Raw genomic sequence first — 20,598 nt, 5'->3', positions numbered from 1 at the left:
AGCGCCCGGGGCCTCGCCGTGAAGAACCCGCGCGCTACGGCGTGATGAGCACCTTCAACGCGGTCCGCCCGTCCATCGCCCGGTAGCCGGCGGGCACCTCGTCCAGGCCGATCGACAGGTCGAAGACGGGTGAGGGGTCGATCGTGCCGTCCAGCACGTCGGGGAGCAGCTCCGGGATGTACGTACGCACGGGGGCGACGCCGCCGCGCAGGGCGATGTTCCGGTCGAACATCACCCCGAGGTCCACGCCGGAGGCGCTGCCGTGCGGGACGCCGACGTACCCGATGGCGCCGCCGTCGCGGACGATGTCGAGCGCGGTGCGCATCGACTGCTCGGTGCCGACCGCCTCGATGACGCTGTGGGCGCCTTCGCCCCGGGTCAGCTCCCGTACGGCGGCGAGGGCGGCCTCGCCGCGCTCGGCGACCACGTCGGTGGCGCCGAAGCGGCGGGCGATGTCGGTGCGCGCGGTGTGGCGGCCCAGCGCGATGATGCGCTCGGCGCCGAGCCGCCTGGCGGCGAGCACCCCGCACAGGCCGACCGCGCCGTCCCCGACGACCGCGACGGTGGAGCCCTTGGTGACGCCCGCGCCGAGGGCGGCGTGGTGGCCGGTGCCCAGCACGTCGGAGAGGGCCAGCAGGGCGGTGAGCAGACGGCCGTCGGATGCGGCGGCCGCGGGGAGCTTGACCAGGGTGCCGTCGGCGTACGGGACGCGGACGGCCTCGCCCTGCCCGCCGTCCGAGCCGACCGACCCCCAGAAGCCGCCCTCGGGGCAGGAGGTGGTGAGGCCATCGGCGCAGTAGGCGCAGGTGCCGTCGGACCAGACGAACGGGGCGACGACCAGGTCGCCGACGGCGAAACCGCCGACCCCGGCACCGGTCTCCTCGACCACGCCGAGGAACTCGTGGCCGATGCGCTGGCCGGGCTGCCGGGCGGACTCTCCCCGGTACGCCCACAGGTCACTGCCGCAGATGCAGGCCCTGAGGACCCGCACCACCGCGTCGGTGGGCTGCCGGATCGCCGGATCCGGCACCTCCTCGACCCGGATGTCGTGGGGAGCGTGGATCACGGTGGCGCGCATGCGGGGAGGTCCTTGCCGGTCTCAGGTGCTGATACCCCGCTCACGGTACGCCCCGGTTCGCACGGTTGTGCCCCTCGCCCCCGCCGTGAGCACCCCGAGGGCCAGCAGGAACTGGGCGGCGATGTAGGTGGACATCACCCAGAAGTCGGGGACGGGCAGCCGGGGCCACTCGGCGATACCGGTGGCGATGAGGGCGTCGGAGAGCAGGAAGAGCGCCCCGCCCGCCGCCGCGTACCGGCCGAGGACACCGGCCCGCCAGGCCATCGCGGTGAGCAGCAGGCTGTAGCCGGTCAGCGGGGCGCGCAGCTCGGCCGGGAGGTCCGGCCAGATCAGGACGAGGAAGACGACGAGCACGAAGGCGTACGCGATCCCGGTGGCCACCTGCGCCCGGGCCCGTCCCCGCCCGAACAGCGTCAGGTAGCAGACATGGCCGACGGCGAAGGAGCCCATCCCGAGGAGGAACGCCAGGTCGTTGTCGGCGAGCAGGAACACGTCACCGCCCCAACCGAACAGCAGGGCGGCGATGAGCAGCCGGGGCCCGCCCCTGACGGCGGCGTACGCGGCGAGCAGCGGCATCAGCAGCGGCTTGGCGACCAGGTGGACGGTGTCGAGTCCGGCGAGGAGCCCGGCCAGGTCGACGGCGGCCGCGAGGAGGAAGGCGACGAGCAGGGGCCGCGCGAACCGCACGCCCCCTGCCCGCTCCGGCCCTCCGGGACCTTCCGGCCTGACGGGGCGGGACGCCGTGGCGCTCATCGGGTGTGCTCCGGGGCGGGGGCGGGGGCCGCAGCGGTTACGGAGGCGGGGGCTTCGGCGCGTACGGGCGCGGGCCCGGCAGCGGCCTCGACCGATACGGGAGCGGGTACGGCGACGGCGGCCTCGGCCCCCGGCCTCGGCGACGGCTGCCAGCCGGGCCCCCGGAAGACCCGCCCGGCGCGCTCGCTCCAGCTCCCGGCGGCCCGGACGTCCCGGGCGATGGCGGCGTACTCGTGGGTGGCCACGCGCAGCGGGTTGTGGGTGGCGATGTTCTTGGTGAGTCCGTAGACGGGCCGCTCGGTCTCGGCCGCGAAGGACCCGAACATACGGTCCCAGATGATCAGGATCCCGCCGTAGTTGCGGTCCAGGTAGCCGCCCTGCGAGGCGTGGTGGACGCGGTGGTGGGAGGGGGTGTTCAGGACGTACTCGAAGGGGCGCGGGAGCTTGCCGACGCGTTCGGTGTGCACCCAGAACTGGTAGACGAGGTTGGCCGACTGGCAGAAGGCGAGCGCCGCCGGGTGCACACCGCAGGCGATCAGCGGCAGGTAGAAGGGCCAGACGGTGGCGGAGGTCCAGGGCTGGCGCAGCGCGGTGGTGAGGTTGAACTTCTCGCTGGAGTGGTGGACCACGTGGCAGGCCCACAGGATCCGGATGACGTGGTGGCCGCGGTGGGACCAGTAGTAGAAGAAGTCCTGGGCCAGGAGCATCAGCAGGACGGTCCACCACAGCACGGGCACCCGTAGCGGTGTCAGCTCGTAGACGCCCATGTAGACGGCGAGGATGGGGATCTTCCACAGCAGGTCGAACCCGAGGCTGCCGAGCCCCATGGTGAGGCTGGTCGCGGCGTCCTTGGTGTCGTACCCGGCGGCGTCCTCGTCCGGGTGGAAGCGGTAGCTGACCATCTCGATCACGGTGAGCAGCACGAAGGCCGGTATTGACCACAGCACGACATCGGGCAGGTTCGGCTCCATGCGAGCACCGTAGGGCCGCCGGTCGGTGAGGGCTAGACGTTGTTACCCACAAGTATGCGAGACCTGATGTCAGCAGTCTTTGGCACCTTCTGCCAAGGGGCCGGGCCGTAGGATTTACGCAGCGCGCGTCGTCGAGGGGGAGGAACGCTCGTGTCCGGTACGGAAGTTGCCCTGATTCGGCTGGCCACGACGGTGCTCGGAGCGGCCACCAAGGCGTTGCTGACCCCCAGGCCGGGCGCGGGCCTGGTCCCCGACCCGGTCCGCCCGCTCCCCCGCCCCGCCAAGCCTGACCGGCTGGCGAAGGTGCTGGCGGGACGCATGAACGCCTCCTACGCGGACCTGCCCGAGCATGAGCGGCTCGCCGCGCTCACCTCCGTACAGGACACGTTCGCGGCGGCGGGCGACCTGGCCGCCGAGCGGCTGTTCGCCCTGGAGCTGGACCCCGGCCGGCTGCGCGCCGAGCTGTCGGCCCCCGCCGCCGGGCTCTCGGAGCGTGCGTGCGAGCTGTACGAGGACCTCATCGGCCGCTGCTGCGAACATCTGGTGGAGCAGCTGACCGCCCACCCGTCGTTCGCGGCGCGGGCGGCGGTGGAGCAGGTCAGGGCGGCGGGGCGGACGCGGGAGCTGGTGGAGGACGTACGGGACCGGGTCGGCCCGCGCCCGGACGCGGCGGACCTGGAGTTCGAGCGGCGGTACGCGGAGTTCGTGGCGACGGCCAACAGCCGGATGGGCCTCTTCGGGCTGACGCTCGGCAGGTCGGCGGGCGAGTGGCCGCTGGAGACGGCCTACATCAGCCTCTCGGTCAGCGGTGGTTACGAGATGACCGACCGGCGCGGTCTGGATCACCCGGTCCGGACCACGGTCGGGGTCGAGCAGGCCCTCGGCGAGCGGGACCGGCTGCTGCTGCGCGGTCCGGCCGGTTCCGGCAAGAGCACGCTGGTCCAGTGGCTGGCGCTGAACGCCGCCCGGCAGACGTTCGGCGGCGAGCTGGCGGACTGGAACCGGTGCGTCCCCTTCGTCCTGCGGCTGCGCGCCTTCACGGCCCACGAGTCGCTGCCCTCCCCCGCGGAGTTCCTGCGCGCTGCCGGAGTCCCGCTGCACGGCGCGGCCCCGGACGGCTGGACCGACCGGCTGCTGCTGGAGGGCCGGGCGCTGGTCCTGGTCGACGGGGTCGACGAGGTCCCGGACCGGCTGCGCAAGCGCACCGAGCGCTGGCTGAAGGACCTGATCGCCGCCTACCCCCGGGCCAGGTACGTGGTGACGACCCGCCCCTCGGCGGTACCGGAGAGCTGGCTATCGGGCTCCGGGTTCGCGCCGCACACGCTGCTGGCGATGAGCCAGGAGGACGTCCGCTCCTTCCTCGGCCACTGGCACCGGGCGGCCCGCTCGGAGTGCCGGTCCGACGAGGAGCGGGCCGAGCTCGACACGTACGAGAACGCGCTGCGCCGCGCGGTCGGGACCCGACGGGACCTGGGGGTGCTGGCGACGAACCCGCTGATGTGCGCCCTGCTCTGCGCGCTGAACCGGGACCGCCGGATGCAGCTGCCGCGGGCGCGCAAGGAGCTGTACGACGCGGCGCTCGACATGCTGCTGGTGCGGCGCGACTCGGAGCGCGAGATCGTCGGGGTGGAGGGCGTCGACCTGACCCGCGAGGAGCAGACGGCCCTGCTGCAGCGCCTCGCGTACTGGCTGATCCGCAACGACCTGGCGGAGGCCCGGCAGGACGAGGTGGTGGACCTGGTCGCCGACTGGATGCACGCCATGTCCCAGGTCCGGGGCACCCCCGGCCAGGTCTTCGCCCATCTCCTCAACCGCAGTGGCCTCCTCCGCGAACCCGCCCCGGGCGCGGTGGGTTTCGTCCACCGGACGTTCCAGGACTACCTGGGTGCGAAGGCCGCGGTGGAGGCCCGCGACTTCGGCGTCCTGGTCGGCCACGCGCACGAGGACCAGTGGGACGACGTGGTGCAGATGGCGGTGGGGCACGCGCGGCTGGACGAGCGGGCGTCGCTGCTGACGTCCCTGCTGAGGCGCGCGGACGCGGAGCCGGAGCACGGGCACCGGCTGATCCTGCTGGCGGCGGCGAGCCTGGCCCACGCACCGGAGCTGGATCCTGGGGTACGGACGAGGGTGGAGGCGCGGACGGCGTGGCTCCTGCCGCCGGACAGCGACCGGAGCATCCACGAACTGGCCGAGGTGGGCGAACTCGCCCTGGAGTTGCTGTCGTCGATGGTGGAGGGGCTGACGGAGCCGCACGCTTCGGCCGTGGTGCGGACGGCGGCAGCGGTGGGCGGCGACGCCGCGTACGAGCTGGTCAAACAGTTCCGCGACGACGACCGGGGCTGGGTCGCGAACGCGGTGTCGACGGCCTGGGAGAGCTTCGACGCGGAGCTCTACGCCCAGGAGATGATGGCCGTCCGCACCTGGGACACCGCGCACGCCCTGGTGAAGACCGATGCCCAGCTCTCCGCTCTGCGCCACATTCCGCGTCTGCACAACGTGCACCTGACGGGCGATCACCACGATCTGTCGCGGGTGACCTCCCGGGCGGAGGTGGAACAGCTCTTCGTCTCCGGCAACAGGCGGATCACGGACGTGGCTCAGCTCGCCGCGATGGAGCGGCTGCGCAAGATCGGCCTGAGCAACTGCCCGCAGATCCGGAGCATCGCACCGCTGGCACGGCCGGGCCTTGAGTGGCTCTCCCTGGCCGAACTCCACCCCTCGCTCGACCCGTCGCCCCTCACGGACATGCCGGATCTGCGGCACCTGGGGCTCGGTCACCCCTTCCTCGTGGAGAACATCGGCGCACTGCCCGTCTGCGATCAGGTGACCGGACTCGATCTGATGAGCGAGACCCGATACATGAGTCTGGAGGGCCTGGAGCGCTGGACGAGCCTGCGGGCGCTGGCCCTGTACGGCGCGACCCATCTGCGACAGCTCAACCGCATGCCGGCCCTGCACGGACTGGAGACCCTGCGCTTCTTCGCCATACCCGACCTCGATCTGCGGCTGACAGCGCCGCTGACCGCACTGCGGGAACTCCTCCTGCTCCCGGGCGACACGGCCCCCGACCTCGCCCCGCTCACCGAGCTGCCGTCCCTCGAAACACTCGCCCTCTACGGCGGGGAACCCTTCGACCTCACCCCCCTCGCCGGCTGCGCGAACCTGACGGTCCAACTGGCCTACGGCACCAAGGTCACCGGAACCGAGCACTTCCCACCCGAGCGCATCGTCCGTACCCACTGAGCCCGATCCGCTGAGCCCGCACCCGGCCGAATAGGGGACTGTCAGTCGCGGCCCGTATTCTCTGTGACCATGCTCGACGACCGCCAGACAGCCGCACCATGGCCGACCGCCTACCCCCAGGGGTACGCGGTCGTCGACGTGGAGACCACCGGCCTCGCCCGCGACGACCGGATAATCTCCGCCGCCGTCTACCGGCTCGACGCCCTGGGCAATGTCGAGGACCACTGGTACACCCTGGTGAACCCGGAGCGGGACCCCGGCCCCGTCTGGATCCACGGGCTGACCAGCGATGTGCTGGAAGGCGCCCCGCTCTTCCCCGAGGTCGCCGCCGAGCTGTCGGCGCGGCTCGCGGACCGGGTGCTCGTCGCGCACAACGCCGCGTTCGACTGGTCGATGATCGCCCGGGAGTACGCCCGCGCCTCGGTGATCGCCCCGGTCGAGCAGCGGCTCTGCACGATCGCGCTCGCCAAGGAGCTGCGGCTGCCGCTGCCCAACCACAAGCTGGCCTCGCTCGCCGCCCACTTCGGCGTCGTACAGCAGAACGCCCACCACGCCCTGGACGACGCCCGGGTGCTGGCCGAGGCGTTCCGGCCGAGTCTGCACGCGGCGGCCCGGGGCGGGGTGCGGCTGCCGTTGCTGGAGTGCCGGCCGCTGACCGAGTGGTCCGACTCCCCCGTCACCCCGCGCGTCGGGTATCAGCCCGCGCGGCAGCAGAACAGCTGGCGGCCCTCGCGCAAGCGGCCGGCCTGCCCGTATCCCAACCCGGGGCGGTACGAGAAGGAGCGGCCGCTGAAGCAGGGGATGCGGGTGGCGTTCTCCGGGGACACCTCGATCGACCGGGAGCTGCTGGAGGACCGGGCGGTGGAGGCGGGGCTGCATGTGGCGACCAGCGTGTCGCGGCTGACCAGTCTGCTGGTGACCAACGACCCGGACGCGGCGACGTCCAAGACGCAGAAGGCGAAGTCGTTCGGGACGCCGATCCTGGAGGAGAGCGCCTTCACCCATCTGCTGCGCGATGTGGCGCCCGCCGAGGGGGCCGTGCTGCCGCACCAGGCGTCCCCGCCCTCATCGGAGTGAACCGGGCGCGACTCGCCCGGCGTCCGCTCGCCCGTCGCCGCCGTGCGTCCCACCCTGTGGCGCATGGCACGTTGTGAGGTCTGCGGAAACGACTACGGCATGTCGTTCGAGGTGCACGCGCAGGGCGCGGTGCACGTCTTCGACTGCTTCTCCTGCGCCATCCACCGCATGGCGCCGATCTGCGAGCACTGCCGGGTCCAGGTGATCGGGCAGGGCGTCGAGGTGGAGGGGCACTGGTACTGCGGCGCCCACTGCGCCCGCGCCGAAGGGAAGGCGGGCATCGTGGACAAAGTGTGACGGATCGTTCCGCTGCCGGGCCACCCCGGGAGCACCCCTGAGTGCTGCACCCCATGTCCCCGGTTGTACGGTCATGGGGTGTACCGCTTCCTGTTGACCCGGCAGTGGGTGATCCTCACCCTCCTCGCTCTCGTACTGATGCCGACCATGGTCGAGCTGGGTTTCTGGCAGTTGCACCGGCATCAGCACCGGGTAGCGCAGAACGAGCTGATCTCGCGGAACCTCAAGGCGGAGCCGCTCCCGGTCACCGACCTCACCTCCCCCGGGCACACCGTCCCGCGCGCCGACTACTGGCGGGCGGTGACCGCGACGGGCACGTTCGACACCGAGCACGAGGTGGTGGTCCGCCGCCGTACCTCGGACGACGACCGGATCGGCGTCCATGTGCTGACCCCGCTGGACCTGAAGGACGGCTCCACCGTCCTGGTCAACCGGGGCTGGGTCCCCGCCGCGCCGAACCAGACGGCGTACCCGGACGTGCCGCCCGCCCCCCGGGGCGAAGTGACCGTCACCGGGCGGCTCAAGGCGGACGAGACGACCGGCAGCAGCGGCATCAAGGACCTGGCGGGGCTGCCGGACCGCCAGGTGATGCTGATCAACAGCGAGCAGCAGTCCCATCTGCTGTCCCGGGAGGTCCTCGGCGGGTACATCGAGCAGACCGCCCCGGAGCCCTCGGGCGGACTGCCCGAGCAGATCGCCTCCCCCGACGACAGCTCGATCGGCGCGCACATGGCGTACGCCGTCCAGTGGTGGCTGTTCGTCGCCGCCGTTCCGGTCGGCTGGATCATCCTCGTACGGCGGGAGAAGCGCGACCGTGAGGAGGCCGCCGCGAAGGGCGAGCCGGCCGACACCGCCGGGCAGCCGGAACCCGCGAGCGCCTGAACTCCACCCCGGGCAGCCCCTGAGAGCTCCGGCACACAGAACGGCTGGTTGACGAGGGTCCGGTTCGGGAAGACGCCAGAGCGTGACCCCACGCATCGAGGACTACGCCCTGATCGGCGATCTCCAGACCGCCGCGCTCGTCGGCAGGAACGGTTCGATCGACTGGCTCTGCCTGCCCCGCTTCGACTCCGGCGCCTGTTTCGCGGCGCTGCTCGGCACCGAGGAGAACGGCCACTGGCGCATCGCCCCGCAGGGCGCCGGGCCCACGGACACCTGCACCCGGCGGGGCTACGCGGGTGATTCGCTGGTCCTGGAGACGTACTGGGAGACCCGGACCGGCACGGTCAAGGTCACCGACTTCATGCCGCAGCGCGACAAGTCGCCCGATGTGATGCGGATCGTCGAAGGCGTCAGCGGCACCGTCGACATGAGCTCCGTCCTGCGGCTGCGCTTCGACTTCGGATCGGTGGTGCCCTGGGTACGCCGCTCGCACGGCCACCGGGTCGCGGTCGCCGGTCCCGACTCCGTCTGGCTGCGCAGCGAACCGCCGGTCAAGACGTGGGGCCAGCAGTTCAGCACCTGCTCCTCGTTCACCGTCACCGAGGGCGAGAGCGTGGCCTTCGTCCTCACCTGGCACCCCTCGCACTCGCAGCGGCCGCAGCTGATCGACCCGCACAAGGCGCTGAAGCACACGCTGCAGGACTGGGCGAAGTGGACCGACCGGTGCACCTACCAGGGCCCGTACCGCGAGGCCGTGATGCGCTCGCTGATCACGCTGAAGGCGCTGACGTACGCCCCGACGGGCGGCATCGTGGCGGCCCCGACCACCTCGCTGCCGGAGGAGATCGGCGGCGTACGGAACTGGGACTACCGCTTCTGCTGGCTGCGGGACGCCACCCTGACCCTCGGGGCGATGGTCTCGGCCGGCTATCTGGAGGAGGCGGCGGCCTGGCGCGACTGGCTGCTGCGGGCCGTGGCCGGGGATCCGGCGGACCTCCAGATCATGTACGGGCTGGCGGGCGAGCGCCGGCTCCCCGAGATGGAGCTTCCCTGGCTCGCCGGGTACGAGAACTCCCGCCCGGTGCGCACCGGCAACGCGGCGGTCCGCCAGCGCCAGCTCGATGTGTACGGCGAGGTCATCGACGCGCTCCGGCTCGCCCGCGTCGCCGGTCTGGACGACAAGCCGCACGCCTGGAACCTCCAGCTCAGCCTGCTCGGCTTCCTGGAGTCGAGCTGGCGCGAGCCGGACGAGGGGCTGTGGGAGATCCGCGGCGCCCGCCGGCACTTCGTGCACTCCAAGGTGATGGCCTGGGTCGCCGCCGACCGGGCGGTGTGCTCGCTGGAGGAGAACCCCGAACTGCCCGGTGACGCGGACCGCTGGCGGGCGATGCGGGACGCCGTGCACGCCGAGGTGTGCGAGAAGGGGTACGACCCCGTCCGGAACACCTTCACCCAGTCCTACGGGTCTCGGGAGCTGGACGCCGCGACGCTGCTCATCGTGCGGACCGGGTTCCTGCCGCCGGACGACCCCCGGGTCGTCGGCACGGTCGACGCGGTCCGCGCCGAGCTGGGCAGCGACGGGCTGGTCCGCCGGTACAGCACCGAGGGCGCCTCCGTCGACGGACTGCCCGGCGACGAGGGGGCGTTCCTCGCCTGCTCGTTCTGGCTGGTGGACGCGTTGCAGCGGATCGGCAGGCCCGGCGAGGCACGGGAGCTGTTCGAGCACCTGCTGTCGCTCGGCAACGACGTGGGGCTGCTGGCCGAGGAGTACGACGTGACGGCCGGCCGGCAGCTGGGCAACTTCCCCCAGGCGTTCAGCCATATCGGACTGGTCAACTCCGCGGTCGACCTCACCGGGGAGGACCCGGCAGGATAGGGCCATGGATCTTGGACTGAAGGACCGCGTGTACATCGTCACGGGAGCGACCCGGGGCCTCGGCAACGCCACGGCGCGGGCGCTGGCCGCCGACGGCGCGAAGGTGATCGTCACCGGCCGGGACGCGAAGAGCGCCGAGGAGGCCGCCGCCGAGCTGGGGCCGGACGCCGTCGGTCTCGCCGCCGACAACGCCGACCCGAGCGCCGCGCAGCGGCTGGTGGACACGGCACGGGAGCGTTTCGGGCGGCTCGACGGCATTCTCATCAGCGTCGGCGGGCCCGCCCCCGGCTTCGTCGCCGACAACACCGACGACCAGTGGCAGACGGCCTTCGAGTCGGTGTTCCTCGGGGCGGTCCGGCTCGCCCGGACGGCCGCGGCGGCGCTGGGCGAGGGCGGCGTCATCGGCTTCGTCCTCTCCGGTTCGGTGCACGAGCCGATCGCCGGACTGACCATCTCCAACGGGCTGCGCCCCGGTCTCGCCGGTTTCGCCAAGTCGCTCGCCGACGAGCTGGGGCCGCGCGGCATCCGGGTCGTCGGGGTGCTGCCCGCCCGGATCGACACCGACCGGGTCCGCGAGCTGGACGCGCTCTCGGGCGACGCCGAGGCGGCCCGTACGGCGAACGAGGCGCGGATCCCGCTGCGGCGCTACGGGACGCCGGAGGAGTTCGGGAAGACCGCGGCCTTCCTGCTCTCCCCCGCCGCCTCGTATCTGACGGGGATCATGGTGCCGGTCGACGGCGGGTCGCGACGCGGGTTCTAGCCGCCTCCGCTCCCGTACGCCCACGGGCCGTCAGGACACCCGCTCCGCGCGGTGCTTGACGGCCCGCAGCCGTACCTCTGCCGGAAGCTCGTCCAGACCCGCCGACTCTCGGGCGTGGGCCAGCGCCCCGTCGGCCACCGCGTTCAGCGCCTGTTCGGGGGCGGCGTGCGGCTCCATCAGCAGCCGGATCCGGGCCTGCGGCGCGGTCCGGCGGCCGGTCAGGGCCGCCTGGGCGCGCGCCACTCCGTCCACCTCGCCCGCCTCCTCGGCGATGACACCCTCCAGCGCCCGGCCGCGCACCCGCGCGCCCTCGCCGTCGCCGCTGTCCACCAGCAGCTCGGCGAGGCGGCCGCGCCGGAGCTGGGCGAGGAACCACCACAGGGCGAGGACGACCAGCACCGCGAGGACGGCGATCACGACCGGCCACCACCAGCCCTCGTCGCGCCAGCGCCCCCGGTCGGCCGTGCTGAGCAGCACATCGTTCTTGCCGTCCCAGGGCCACCAGGACGGCAGGGAGGCGCCGAGGCCGACGGCGAGCACCGCTCCGCCGACGACGGCCAGCAGGAGCCCGGCCAGGGCCAGCAGGACCCGGTTGACGGTGGAGCGCATGCCGCTCATCCCTTCTTCGCCGGACGGTGCACCTGGACGGAGAGACCGGGCGGCTTCGCCAGGCCCAGTTCCCGGACGGCCGTGGTCAGTACGGCGTCCACATCGTTCCGTACGTCGTCGAGCTCCCGGAAGTGCGAGAGGGCCCGCACCTTCGCCTTCTTCCGGCCCATCCGGACCCGGACGGACTGCACCCCTGGCACCTCCACGGCCCGGTCCCGCAGGACCAGCGCGGCGGCGGTGCGGTCGAGTCCGGCGCGCACGCCTGCCCGGTCGCGGCGCATCGGCAGCAGGTCCCGGAGCCCCGGGGTGAGGGCGAGCAGGAGCAGCCAGAGGCCGACGGCCGCCGCGATCCCCGCCCCGACGAGCACCGCGACGTCGTCGAGGTGGCGTTCGGCGAGGCCGTCGGCGAGGGAGCGCCGCCACTGCATGGCCGGGTGCCCGGCCCGTACGGCGGCGATGTCGTAGAGCAGCAGCCCGGCGGCGCCCAGGAGCACCAGGGCCAGCAGCGCGGCCGGTACCCGGCGCGCGGACCAGAAGCGGCCCGCCCGGCCGCCGCCCTGCTCCAGGGTGGGGACCGGATCGTGGGCGGAGGGCGTGGCGGGGCCGGGGGTGTGCGGGTCGCCGCCGGCCGGGTCCACCGTGGGCATCCGCCGGGTGGAGCCGGTGGGGTCGCCGGGTTCGGTCATCGGATCCTCCCCTGGGTTCCGCTGGTGGCCGGGTGCAGCCGTTCGACCTGGACGGCCACTTCGGGGACCTCCATGCCCGCCAGGGATTTCACCCGCTGGGCGACCCGGTTGCGTACGGCTCCGCACTGGCGGCCGATGTCGCAGGGGTAGCCGAGCTCCAGGCTGACCCGTACGCGGGCGGCGTCACGGTGCACGGTGACCGTGGCGCGCGGGGAGGCGCCGTTCTCGGGCGGATCGACGACGGCTTCCTTCGCCGCCTGCGCGGCGATCTTGGCGACGACCCGGTCGGCGATCCGGGTCTCGCCGCGTTCGCCGGCGGCGACCCGCCCGGCCACCGCGGTCACCGTCGCCGGTCGCCGCGCTCGCGACTCCGGAAGAAGTCGCCGGGTTCCAGGTCGCCGTCCAGGAAGCGGCCGGCGATGAAGCCGATCGCGCCCAGCGCGGCCACCAGTACGAAGGCTCCGAACCCGCCGAAATACCCGGCGAACCCGAGTGCCATGCCGGCCAGCAGACCGGCCACAGCCATGCTCATCGTCTCTCCTCAACTGCCTTGCGGCGGGGAACGCGGAACCTACTGGACACGCTGCTGACCGTCGTCGTCCTCGTCGTCGTCCTCGTCGGGCAGCTTGACGTCGCTGACCGCGATGTTGACCTCGACGACTTCGAGGCCGGTCATGCGCTCGACCGCGGCGACGACGTTCTCGCGCACATCTCGGGCGACGTCGGAGATCGCCACGCCGTAGTCGACGACGATCTCCAGGTCGAGGGCGGCCTGGGACTCGCCGACCTCGGCCTTCACACCGCGGGTGACGGACTTGGTGCCACCGGGGACGCGGTCGCGGACCGCGCCGAAGGTCCGGGACAGGCCGCTGCCCATCGCGTGGACGCCGACCACATCGCGTGCGGCCATTCCGGCGATCTTCTCGACCACGCCATCGGCGATGGTGGTGCGGCCGCGGGTGCCGGGGTCGCCGCCGCCGCGCTTGCTCAGGGGCTTGCCGGAACCGCTGTCGGGGCTGTTGCGCTGGGGGGTCTCAGTCATCGCCGCTCTTCCCTTCGGGGCGGGGTGGGGACTTCCCTGCCCACGTTAAGTGCGCTTGCCCGGTCCCGCGCCGTGGATACGGCAGGCTGGGGCGATGACGACGGAGCAGAGCCCGCAGAGGGCCGACGGATGGACAGCTGCGGTACGGCAACGGCTGGGCCTCGGCCGGCTGCTCCCGCTGGGTGGTGCCGTGGAGGGCGCCTGGATCGCGGAGACGGCGGCGGCCTCGGTGCTGCGCGGGGCGAGCGTGCCGGGCGCGGTGCTGGGGACGCTGAGGATCGGGCCGGCCACGGCGGCCGTCGATACGGCTGCCCGGGCGGAACCGGCCGGCGCGGCCGGGGCGGACCCGGCCGTGCCACCGGCGCCGCCGAGCGCCCTGCCGCCCGGGCCGCTGCGGATCGAGGCGGAGTTCCGGGCGGCCGGGGACCGCCCGCTGCCCGACGCGGCGGCCGCCCTGCGCGCGGCGCTCGTCACGGCGGCCGCCGCCCGGCTGGGCCTGGAGGTCGCGGAGGTGGACCTGCGGGTGACGGCATTGCTCGACGACGGTGCACCCGATCAGGTGACGGCCCCGCCCTCCGGCTCCCCCTCGGTCCCGGTGGCGAAGGCGGAGGGGCCGGCGGCGGTGGCCGCCGCCGCGGTGCCGGGTGTCGTCTCGCTGACCCGGGTGCTGGGCAGTGCGGTGCACACCGCCGAGGACCACATCCGGATCGAGGTGGCGACGGCCGCGGACCACCGGGCCCTGGATGTGGCCCGGTCGGTGCGTACGGCGGTGTCGGCGGCCACGGCGGACCGGCTGCCGGTGGCGGTGCTGGTCACCGATGTGGTGGAGGCGCCCGGTGAGGCGCGGTCCGGCTAGGGCCTCTCGTTCGGATCAGGCCGGATCAGGGAGCGGGGTCCGGTGCGTGCAGCTGCAAGGCGGAGGAGGGAGTCACTGCGGAGCATTGGCGACCGACGACAACGCCGCAGATGTGCGTGCCGGGGCCCGCGAGCCCGGCATGATCCGAACGAGAGGCCCTAGAGCGTGCCGGATGTCGCGGCCCCGCCGGTCGGGATCCGCCGGACAGGCCGGACGAGAGGCCCTAGTCGGTGATGCCCGCCAGGTCGCGCAGCCTGCGGCCCTGGGCGGCCCGCTCGGCGATGCGCTGCTCCTCGTACGTACGCGAGGACGCGCCGTTCAGGAGTGCCTTGGTCTCCACGACGGCGTCGCGGGGGGCGGCGATCAGCGCGGCGGCCAGGTCGCGGGCCGCGGCGTCGAGCTGGTCGGCGGGGACCACGAGGTTGGCGAGGCCGGTGCGCTCGGCCTCCTCGGCGTGCACGAACCGCCCGGTGGCGCAGATCTCGAGCGCGCGCGCGTACCCCACGAGGCTCACCAGGGGGTGGGTGCCCGTGAGGTCGGGGACGAGACCGAGGCTGGTCTCGCGCATGGCGAACTGCACGTCGTCGGCGACGATCCGCAGATCGCAGGCGAGGGCGAGCTGGAAGCCGGCGCCGATGGCGTGGCCCTGGACGGTCGCGATCGACACGAGGTCGTTGCGGCGCCACCAGGTGAACGCCTCCTGGTACTCGGCGATGGTCGCGTCGAGCTCGGCCTCCGGGCCGCGCGCCATGTCGAGGAAGGACGGCTCGCCGTCGAACCCCTCGGGGGTGAACGCCTGCCGGTCGAGGCCCGCGGAGAAGGACTTGCCCTCGCCGCGGAGCACCACGACCCGGACATCGCCGGGCAGCACCCGTCCGGCCTCGGTCAACGCCCGCCACAGAGCGGGAGACTGGGCGTTGCGCTTGGCCGGGTTGGTGAGTGTCACCGTGGCGACCGCGTCTTCGACGGTGAGCCGTACGCCGTCCTTGTCGAGCACAGGGTCGAGCGAGGTCATGGGGCGCCTCCGGATCGGGTGCAGTCAGCACTCAGAAACTAAGTGACTGAACAGTAACCACCCGGACGACCTCACGGTCAGCCGGGTGGCCACCCCGAATTCCGATGAGCCCTGTATGCCTCCGGGGCACTCAGGCCGAAGCGGCCTTCTTGCCTCGTGTGGCTCCGCCGCGGCCTCGCAGCGTCACTCCGGACTCACTGAGCATCCGGTGGACGAACCCGTAGGAGCGGCCGGTTTCCTCGGCCAGCGCCCTGATGCTCGCACCGGAGTCGTACTTCTTCTTCAGGTCTGCCGCGAGCTTGTCACGCGCGGCGCCGGTCACCCGGCTGCCCTTCTTCAGAGTCTCGGCCACCCGTGCCTCCTCTATGGGAAGTGCGCTCTGGACTCTCATGATCACCCCTCCCGCGCTTCCTGGCCACCCATTCGGCAAGGTCGGTACGACCGGATTCCGGACCGGAGAGTGCTCCGACAGATACGGAACCCCTGATTCCGCGGGGCCACAGGGGCGTACGGCACCTACCGGCGAAAGAACCGGCAGGTCAGAGCCGTACGGGGAGTGAGACCCCGGAAAGGGGCGCGCGGCGGGTGAGCGCCGGGCGCAGTACCGGGGTACGAGACGTCCTCACACAGATGGTGGATCACGCGTAGGCCGAATGATCTATCCGGAGGGGGACCGGTGATCCGTCCGGAGAGGGCCGGCGCGCTCCGGGGAGGGGGTCAGGCGAGGGCGACGAGGTCCCGGTAGTCGGCACCCCAGAGGTCCTCGACGCCGTCCGGGAGCAGGATGATGCGCTCCGGCTGGAGCGCCTCGACCGCGCCCTCGTCGTGGGTGACGAGGACGACGGCGCCCTTGTAGGTGCGCAGCGCGCCGAGGATCTCCTCGCGGCTGGCCGGGTCGAGGTTGTTCGTCGGCTCGTCGAGCAGGAGCACGTTGGCGGAGGAGACGACCAGGGTCGCCAGGGCGAGCCGGGTCTTCTCGCCGCCGGAGAGCACCCCGGCCGGCTTGTCGACGTCGTCGCCGGAGAAGAGGAACGAGCCCAGCGTCTTGCGGACCGCGACGAGGTCGAGGTCGGGCGCGGCGGAGCGCATGTTCTCCAGGACCGTGCGGTCCGGATCGAGGGTCTCGTGCTCCTGGGCGTAGTAGCCGAGCTTGAGGCCGTGGCCCTCGATGATCTCGCCGGTGTCGGGCTTCTCGGCGCCGCCGAGCAGGCGCAGCAGCGTGGTCTTCCCCGCGCCGTTGAGGCCGAGGATGACGACGCGGGAGCCCTTGTCGATGGCGAGGTCGACGTCGGTGAAGATCTCCAGCGAGCCGTACGACTTGGAGAGGCCCTCCGCCATCAGCGGGGTCTTGCCGCACGGCGAGGGGTCGGGGAAGCGCAGCTTGGCGACCTTGTCGGAGACCCGTACGGCCTCCAGGCCCGAGAGCAGCCGGTCGGCGCGCTTGGCCATGTTCTGGGCGGCGACGGTCTTGGTGGCCTTGGCGCGCATCTTGTCGGCCTGCGCGTTGAGGGTCGCGGCCTTCTTCTCGGCGTTCTGGCGCTCGCGCTTGCGGCGCTTCTCGTCGGCCTCGCGCTGCTGCTGGTAGAGCTTCCAGCCCATGTTGTAGACGTCGATCTGCGAGCGGTTGGCGTCCAGGTAGAAGACCTTGTTGACGACGGTCTCGACGAGGTCGACGTCGTGGGAGATCACGATGAAGCCGCCGCGGTAGGTCTTCAGGTAGTCGCGCAGCCAGACGATCGAGTCCGCGTCGAGGTGGTTCGTGGGCTCGTCGAGGAGCAGGGTGTCGGCGTCCGAGAAGAGGATCCGGGCCAGCTCGACACGGCGGCGCTGACCGCCGGAGAGGGTGTGCAGGGGCTGGCCGAGCACCCGGTCGGGCAGGCTGAGCGCGGCGGCGATGGTGGCGGCCTCGGCCTCGGCGGCGTACCCGCCCTTGGTGAGGAACTCCGTCTCCAGGCGCTCGTACTTCTTCATGGCCTTCTCGCGGGTGGCGCCCTTGCCGTTCGCCATCCGCTCCTCGTTCTCGCGCATCTTGCGCAGGATCTCGTCGAGACCCCGGGCGGAGAGGATGCGGTCGCGGGCGAGGATCTCCAGGTCACCGGTGCGCGGGTCCTGCGGGAGGTAGCCGACCTCGCCGGACCGGGTGATGGTGCCGCCCGCGGGGGTGCCCTCGCCCGCGAGGCACTTGGTGAGGGTGGTCTTGCCCGCCCCGTTGCGGCCGACCAGGCCGATGCGGTCGCCCTTGGCGATACGGAAGGAGGCGGACTCGATGAGGATGCGGGCGCCGGCGCGCAGCTCGATGCCGGAAGCGGTGATCACGGAAAAACTCCAGGGCAGGATGGACGGCGGAGGGACGAGGGCGGAGGTCTCTCGACGCCGCTAATGCGCAAGGAGAATGGCCATAGCCCCCATTCTACTGGCGGTGTGCAACTGCTTTTCCGCGTGCCCGCCGGGACGAACCGTCCGATACTCGGCGCAGGGCGGCGCCGCGCCGCCCGCCCCGAGCCGAGGGTGGTGCGCCCGTGCAGTTCGACGACGACGCCGATCTGGACACGTCCGAGGTCCAGGATGTGCGGGGCAGCCGGATCCCGGGCGGGCGGGCCACCGTGGGGGGCGGCATCGTCGGCGTGATCGCCCTGGTCCTGGGGCTGCTGTTCGGGGTCGGCCCCGATCAGCTCGGCCTCTCGTCGGGCGATACGGAGCCCGGGGCCACCTCCTCGTCGGCGGCGCGGGTGCAGGAGAGCTGTCTGAAGGGCCAGGACGCCAACAGCCGGGACGACTGCCGGACGGTGGCGGTGGTCAACAGCGTGCAGGACTTCTGGCGTCAGGAGTTCCAGCGGCGGGGCGGTCGGTACGCGGCCGCGCCGACGGTCCTGTTCAGCGAGCGGGTGGGCACCGCCTGCGGGGCGGCGACCTCGGCGGTGGGGCCCTTCTACTGCCCCGGTGACCGGAAGGTCTATCTGGACCTCGGGTTCTTCGACGAGCTGCGGACGAAGTTCGGCTCCAGCGGCGGGCCGTTCGCCCAGGCGTATGTGGTGGCGCACGAGTACGGCCACCACGTGCAGAACCAGATGGGCACGCTGGGCCGGTCGCAGGACGGGCGGCAGGGCGCGGACAGCAACGCGGTGAAGGTGGAGCTGCAGGCCGACTGCTACGCCGGGGTCTGGGCGCACCACGCGACGACGACACCGGACGAGTCGACGGGCCGGCCGCTGATCACGGAGCTGACCCGGGCGGACATCCGGGACGGGCTGGACGCGGCGGCGGCGGTCGGGGACGACCGGATCCAGGAGCGGTTCCAGGGCCGGGTGACGCCGGAGTCCTGGACGCACGGTTCGTCCGCGCAGCGCCAGCAGTGGTTCTCCACCGGGTTCCGCAGCGGCGACATGGGGCAGTGCGACACCTTCGCCTGAGCAGCCGGAACGCCTTCGGGAGGGCATTGTCAGTGCCCGGTGGAAGACTGAGACGCAGATCACAACCGGCAGTACGTGGGTCAGTGAGAGGTGAGTGCGATGGCAGGCGCGGCCAAGGGCGTTCCGACGATGTATCCGACGGTCCTCTACGACGACGCGAGGGCGGCGATCAGGACGCTGACGGAGGGCTTCGGCTTCACCGAGGAAGCGGTCTACGAGGGCGAGAACGGCAGTGTGCTGCATGCCGAGCTGTCCTGCGGCAACGGCAGGGTGATGCTCGGTTCCAAGGGCGGGGAGGGCGTGTTCGCCCGGGCGATGGCCGGTGCGGGCCCGGCGGGGGTGTACGTGGTGGTGGAGCGGGTGGACGAGCACTGCGCCCGCGCCCGGGAGTTCGGCGTGGAGATCCTGATGGAGCCGACGGACCAGGACTACGGCTCACGGGACTACATGGCGCGGGACGCCGAGGGCAACGTGTGGAGCTTCGGGACGTACGCCCCGGGGTCCGCAGGCTGAGCGGCGGACCCCGGGGGCGCAGGTGTCAGGCTCCGCCGGTGTGGACCTGGAACGCGGCCCGGCGGACCGCCTTGGCCAGGGCCGGGTCGGGGTGCGCGGCGGCCAGCGCGACCAGGACCTGCACGGTGCGCGGGTGGCCGACGGCTCTGACCTCGTCGAGCAGGGCCGGGACGGTGCCCTGGACGGCGGAGTCGAGGTGGCGGACCAGCAGCCCGGTCTCGCCGTGGTCGGCGACGGCGGCCGCGGTGTCGACCCAGAGCCAGGTGGCCTCCTCACGGCTGAGGATCTCCTGTGCGTCGTCCGGGTCGGCTCCCTCGTACTCGGCGAGCCAGAGCAGCGCGTAGGGCCGCAGCGACGGGCTGGTGACGACGGCGCGGACCTCGGGCTCGGCGGGGGCTCCGACGACCCGCAGCGCCTCGAAGGCCAGTCCCCGCAGCAGCGCGTCCTCGCCCCGGGCGACGGCGAGCAGTTCGGCGACGGCGCTGCCGACCGTACGGGCGGCGAGCCAGGCCCGGTATTCGTCGCGGGCCGGTCCGGGGGTGAGCCGGGCGCAGCCGAGCAGCATGTCGGCGGCGGACTGCTCGATGTTCCCGGCCGGGCTCTGGGCGGCGACGCAGATCTGTTCCAGCTTGACCCAGACCGCCCAGTTGCCGAGCGGGGTGAGGGTGGCGTGCCCGTTGCCCAGGGTCAGCGCGCCGACGGCGGCGAGGCCCTCCAGGGCCCAGTCGAGCAGGAGGGCGTCGAGGTCGGCGCCGCGGTCCTGGGCGGGTGTGGGGCGTCCGGCGGCCTGATCGCCGTCACCGGCGGTCCTGCCCGCGCCGTACGGCACTTCGCAGCGCTCCTCGTGGAGCTCGGCGATGCGCTGGGCGAGGAGGTCCAGGAGGGCGGGTACGGAGACCGGGCCCGCGGAGAGCTGGAGGAGGGAGAGCACCTGGGGCACGGCCTCGACGGCTTCGGCGACCGCGCCGGTCTCGATGCCCTCGGGTGCGGCGTGGACGAGCGACCAGGCGTCGAAGAGCGCCACCCAGCCGCGCAGCACGGCCGAGTCGTCCCGGTCCCAGGCCCGCAGCCGCCAGCCGGGGCGGGCGGTGTCGCCGTGCAGCTCGATGAGGCCGGCCAGCCGGGCCCGGTCCCAGCCCGCACGTACCTGTGCCGGGGAGAGTTCCAGGGCCGTCGCGGCCCGTTCGAGCGCCTGGGTGGCGAGCGGTGCCGCACTCCCGGGGGCGGGGGCGCCGGCCGCCCAGTGGGCGATGCGCACGGCGTCGGCGAGGACCGCCCGGGCCTGGCGGGCCAGTTCCGTGCGGGGCGGGGTGCCCTCGGGGGGGCGGGGGGCCGGCCTGGTACGCCGGGTGGACACGGCCCTGCGGGCGGTGGCAAGGGGTCGCGGGCGGACAAGTCGCAGCCTGGAGTCGCGCGGGGTACGGGACGTCACGGGAGCAGTCTTGCCTCTGTCGGCCCGAAAGCCCAAACGGAAGGTGTTTCACCGGTACCCGCGCCGTTTCCCGCACCCCGGTGACCAAAGGGACCGAT

The 20,598-nt window shown here is 72.8% G+C and carries 21 protein-coding genes; 9 read left to right on the top strand and 12 right to left on the bottom strand.

Features of this window, described 5'->3' with window-relative positions:
• Positions 1-34: 34 nt before the first annotated feature.
• From IE264_RS35205 to IE264_RS35195, 3 genes are read right to left on the bottom strand one after another with little or no spacing between them, the layout of a single operon-like run.
• A complete protein-coding gene (locus IE264_RS35205; protein WP_032756721.1) occupies positions 35-1,078 on the bottom strand; it encodes a zinc-dependent alcohol dehydrogenase family protein in 1,044 nt (347 codons plus the stop codon).
• Between the two features lie 21 nt (positions 1,079-1,099).
• A complete protein-coding gene (locus tag IE264_RS35200; RefSeq protein ID WP_078657439.1) occupies positions 1,100-1,831 on the bottom strand; it encodes a lysoplasmalogenase in 732 nt (243 codons plus the stop codon).
• Positions 1,828-2,802, bottom strand: a complete 975-nt coding sequence (locus IE264_RS35195; RefSeq protein ID WP_032756718.1) for a sterol desaturase family protein — start codon at positions 2,800-2,802, stop codon at positions 1,828-1,830. Before IE264_RS35195 ends, IE264_RS35200 begins: the two co-directional genes overlap by 4 nt.
• Before the next feature lie 150 nt (positions 2,803-2,952).
• On the opposite strand from IE264_RS35195, the gene IE264_RS35190 reads away from it, so the two are divergent.
• The 6 genes from IE264_RS35190 to IE264_RS35165 all read left to right on the top strand — a co-directional run bounded on the left by IE264_RS35190 (position 2,953) and on the right by IE264_RS35165 (position 10,937).
• A complete protein-coding gene (locus IE264_RS35190) occupies positions 2,953-6,045 on the top strand; it encodes an NACHT domain-containing protein (RefSeq protein WP_190167869.1) in 3,093 nt (1,030 codons plus the stop codon).
• A gap of 63 nt (positions 6,046-6,108) precedes the next feature.
• Positions 6,109-7,122: a DEDDh family exonuclease gene (locus tag IE264_RS35185; protein WP_032756717.1), complete on the top strand. Its 1,014-nt coding sequence runs from the start codon at positions 6,109-6,111 to the stop codon at positions 7,120-7,122.
• Between the two features lie 63 nt (positions 7,123-7,185).
• Complete coding sequence (locus tag IE264_RS35180) at positions 7,186-7,419, top strand: metallothionein (protein WP_078618651.1); 234 nt, start codon at positions 7,186-7,188, stop codon at positions 7,417-7,419.
• A gap of 78 nt (positions 7,420-7,497) precedes the next feature.
• Positions 7,498-8,301, top strand: coding sequence for an SURF1 family cytochrome oxidase biogenesis protein (locus IE264_RS35175; protein ID WP_032756716.1), 804 nt, complete (start codon positions 7,498-7,500; stop codon positions 8,299-8,301).
• Between the two features lie 82 nt (positions 8,302-8,383).
• Positions 8,384-10,177, top strand: a complete 1,794-nt coding sequence (locus IE264_RS35170) for a glycoside hydrolase family 15 protein (RefSeq protein WP_032756714.1) — start codon at positions 8,384-8,386, stop codon at positions 10,175-10,177.
• A 4-nt stretch (positions 10,178-10,181) separates the two neighbouring features.
• A complete protein-coding gene (locus tag IE264_RS35165; RefSeq protein WP_032756712.1) occupies positions 10,182-10,937 on the top strand; it encodes an SDR family oxidoreductase in 756 nt (251 codons plus the stop codon).
• A gap of 30 nt (positions 10,938-10,967) precedes the next feature.
• Here IE264_RS35165 and amaP read toward each other — a convergent pair whose 3' ends face one another.
• The 5 genes from amaP to IE264_RS35140 are packed head-to-tail and all read right to left on the bottom strand — an operon-like array spanning position 10,968 to position 13,274.
• Positions 10,968-11,546, bottom strand: a complete 579-nt coding sequence (gene amaP / locus IE264_RS35160; protein WP_190167868.1) for an alkaline shock response membrane anchor protein AmaP — start codon at positions 11,544-11,546, stop codon at positions 10,968-10,970.
• A 5-nt stretch (positions 11,547-11,551) separates the two neighbouring features.
• Complete coding sequence (locus IE264_RS35155; protein WP_015607754.1) at positions 11,552-12,232, bottom strand: DUF6286 domain-containing protein; 681 nt, start codon at positions 12,230-12,232, stop codon at positions 11,552-11,554.
• Entirely contained in the window at positions 12,229-12,576 is a 348-nt protein-coding gene (locus IE264_RS35150; RefSeq protein WP_032756708.1) for an Asp23/Gls24 family envelope stress response protein, read from the bottom strand. The genes IE264_RS35155 and IE264_RS35150 overlap by 4 nt, the downstream gene beginning before the upstream one ends.
• Positions 12,573-12,764 carry a hypothetical protein gene (locus IE264_RS35145; RefSeq protein WP_006123598.1) on the bottom strand — a complete coding sequence of 64 codons (192 nt, stop codon included), beginning with the start codon at positions 12,762-12,764 and terminating at the stop codon, positions 12,573-12,575. The genes IE264_RS35150 and IE264_RS35145 overlap by 4 nt, the downstream gene beginning before the upstream one ends.
• A 39-nt stretch (positions 12,765-12,803) precedes the next feature.
• Positions 12,804-13,274, bottom strand: coding sequence for an Asp23/Gls24 family envelope stress response protein (locus IE264_RS35140; RefSeq protein ID WP_032756706.1), 471 nt, complete (start codon positions 13,272-13,274; stop codon positions 12,804-12,806).
• 94 nt (positions 13,275-13,368) lie between these two features.
• Here IE264_RS35140 and IE264_RS35135 point away from each other — a divergent pair, with 94 nt between their 5' ends.
• Positions 13,369-14,130 (top strand): hypothetical protein, encoded by a 762-nt coding sequence (locus tag IE264_RS35135; RefSeq protein ID WP_032756705.1) that lies wholly within the window; start codon positions 13,369-13,371, stop codon positions 14,128-14,130.
• A 223-nt stretch (positions 14,131-14,353) separates the two neighbouring features.
• Here the strand turns inward: IE264_RS35135 and IE264_RS35130 are convergent, their stop codons facing one another.
• The 3 genes from IE264_RS35130 to IE264_RS35120 all read right to left on the bottom strand — a co-directional run bounded on the left by IE264_RS35130 (position 14,354) and on the right by IE264_RS35120 (position 17,461).
• On the bottom strand, positions 14,354-15,145 hold the full coding sequence (locus IE264_RS35130; protein ID WP_015607758.1) for an enoyl-CoA hydratase/isomerase family protein: 792 nt from the start codon (positions 15,143-15,145) through the stop codon (positions 14,354-14,356).
• Between the two features lie 130 nt (positions 15,146-15,275).
• Positions 15,276-15,497, bottom strand: a complete 222-nt coding sequence (locus tag IE264_RS35125) for a helix-turn-helix domain-containing protein (protein ID WP_006123601.1) — start codon at positions 15,495-15,497, stop codon at positions 15,276-15,278.
• Positions 15,498-15,862: 365 nt separating this feature from the next.
• Entirely contained in the window at positions 15,863-17,461 is a 1,599-nt protein-coding gene (locus IE264_RS35120; protein WP_015607760.1) for an ABC-F family ATP-binding cassette domain-containing protein, read from the bottom strand.
• A gap of 203 nt (positions 17,462-17,664) precedes the next feature.
• Here IE264_RS35120 and ypfJ point away from each other — a divergent pair, with 203 nt between their 5' ends.
• On the top strand, positions 17,665-18,555 hold the full coding sequence (gene ypfJ, locus IE264_RS35115) for a KPN_02809 family neutral zinc metallopeptidase (RefSeq protein WP_032756704.1): 891 nt from the start codon (positions 17,665-17,667) through the stop codon (positions 18,553-18,555).
• A gap of 99 nt (positions 18,556-18,654) precedes the next feature.
• Positions 18,655-19,068 (top strand): VOC family protein, encoded by a 414-nt coding sequence (locus IE264_RS35110; RefSeq protein ID WP_015607762.1) that lies wholly within the window; start codon positions 18,655-18,657, stop codon positions 19,066-19,068.
• 25 nt (positions 19,069-19,093) lie between these two features.
• On the opposite strand, the gene IE264_RS35105 is transcribed toward IE264_RS35110, so the two are convergent.
• The gene (locus IE264_RS35105; RefSeq protein WP_032756703.1) at positions 19,094-20,425 is read right to left on the bottom strand and encodes a hypothetical protein; all 1,332 of its coding nucleotides are present in this window, start codon (positions 20,423-20,425) and stop codon (positions 19,094-19,096) included.
• Positions 20,426-20,598: the final 173 nt, after the last annotated feature.

This window comes from Streptomyces microflavus (assembly GCF_014650075.1).
GTDB lineage: Bacteria > Actinomycetota > Actinomycetes > Streptomycetales > Streptomycetaceae > Streptomyces > Streptomyces microflavus.
The sequence above is the reverse complement of the archived record's forward strand: the minus strand, read 5'-3'. Positions and strand labels throughout refer to the sequence as shown.

Bases quoted from the DNA above. Each gene is read 5' to 3' on its own strand.
- IE264_RS35195 (WP_032756718.1), bottom strand. From the start codon at position 2,802: ATGGAGCCGAACCTGCCCGATGTCGTGCTGTGGTCAATACCGGCCTTC.
- IE264_RS35140 (WP_032756706.1), bottom strand. From the start codon at position 13,274: ATGACTGAGACCCCCCAGCGCAACAGCCCCGACAGCGGTTCCGGCAAG.
- IE264_RS35110 (WP_015607762.1), top strand. From the start codon at position 18,655: ATGGCAGGCGCGGCCAAGGGCGTTCCGACGATGTATCCGACGGTCCTC.
- IE264_RS35205 (WP_032756721.1), bottom strand. From the start codon at position 1,078: ATGCGCGCCACCGTGATCCACGCTCCCCACGACATCCGGGTCGAGGAG.
- IE264_RS35130 (WP_015607758.1), bottom strand. From the start codon at position 15,145: ATGACCTCGCTCGACCCTGTGCTCGACAAGGACGGCGTACGGCTCACC.
- IE264_RS35165 (WP_032756712.1), top strand. From the start codon at position 10,182: ATGGATCTTGGACTGAAGGACCGCGTGTACATCGTCACGGGAGCGACC.
- amaP (WP_190167868.1), bottom strand. From the start codon at position 11,546: ATGCGCTCCACCGTCAACCGGGTCCTGCTGGCCCTGGCCGGGCTCCTG.
- IE264_RS35200 (WP_078657439.1), bottom strand. From the start codon at position 1,831: ATGAGCGCCACGGCGTCCCGCCCCGTCAGGCCGGAAGGTCCCGGAGGG.
- IE264_RS35145 (WP_006123598.1), bottom strand. From the start codon at position 12,764: ATGAGCATGGCTGTGGCCGGTCTGCTGGCCGGCATGGCACTCGGGTTC.
- IE264_RS35180 (WP_078618651.1), top strand. From the start codon at position 7,186: ATGGCACGTTGTGAGGTCTGCGGAAACGACTACGGCATGTCGTTCGAG.
- IE264_RS35155 (WP_015607754.1), bottom strand. From the start codon at position 12,232: ATGACCGAACCCGGCGACCCCACCGGCTCCACCCGGCGGATGCCCACG.
- IE264_RS35135 (WP_032756705.1), top strand. From the start codon at position 13,369: ATGACGACGGAGCAGAGCCCGCAGAGGGCCGACGGATGGACAGCTGCG.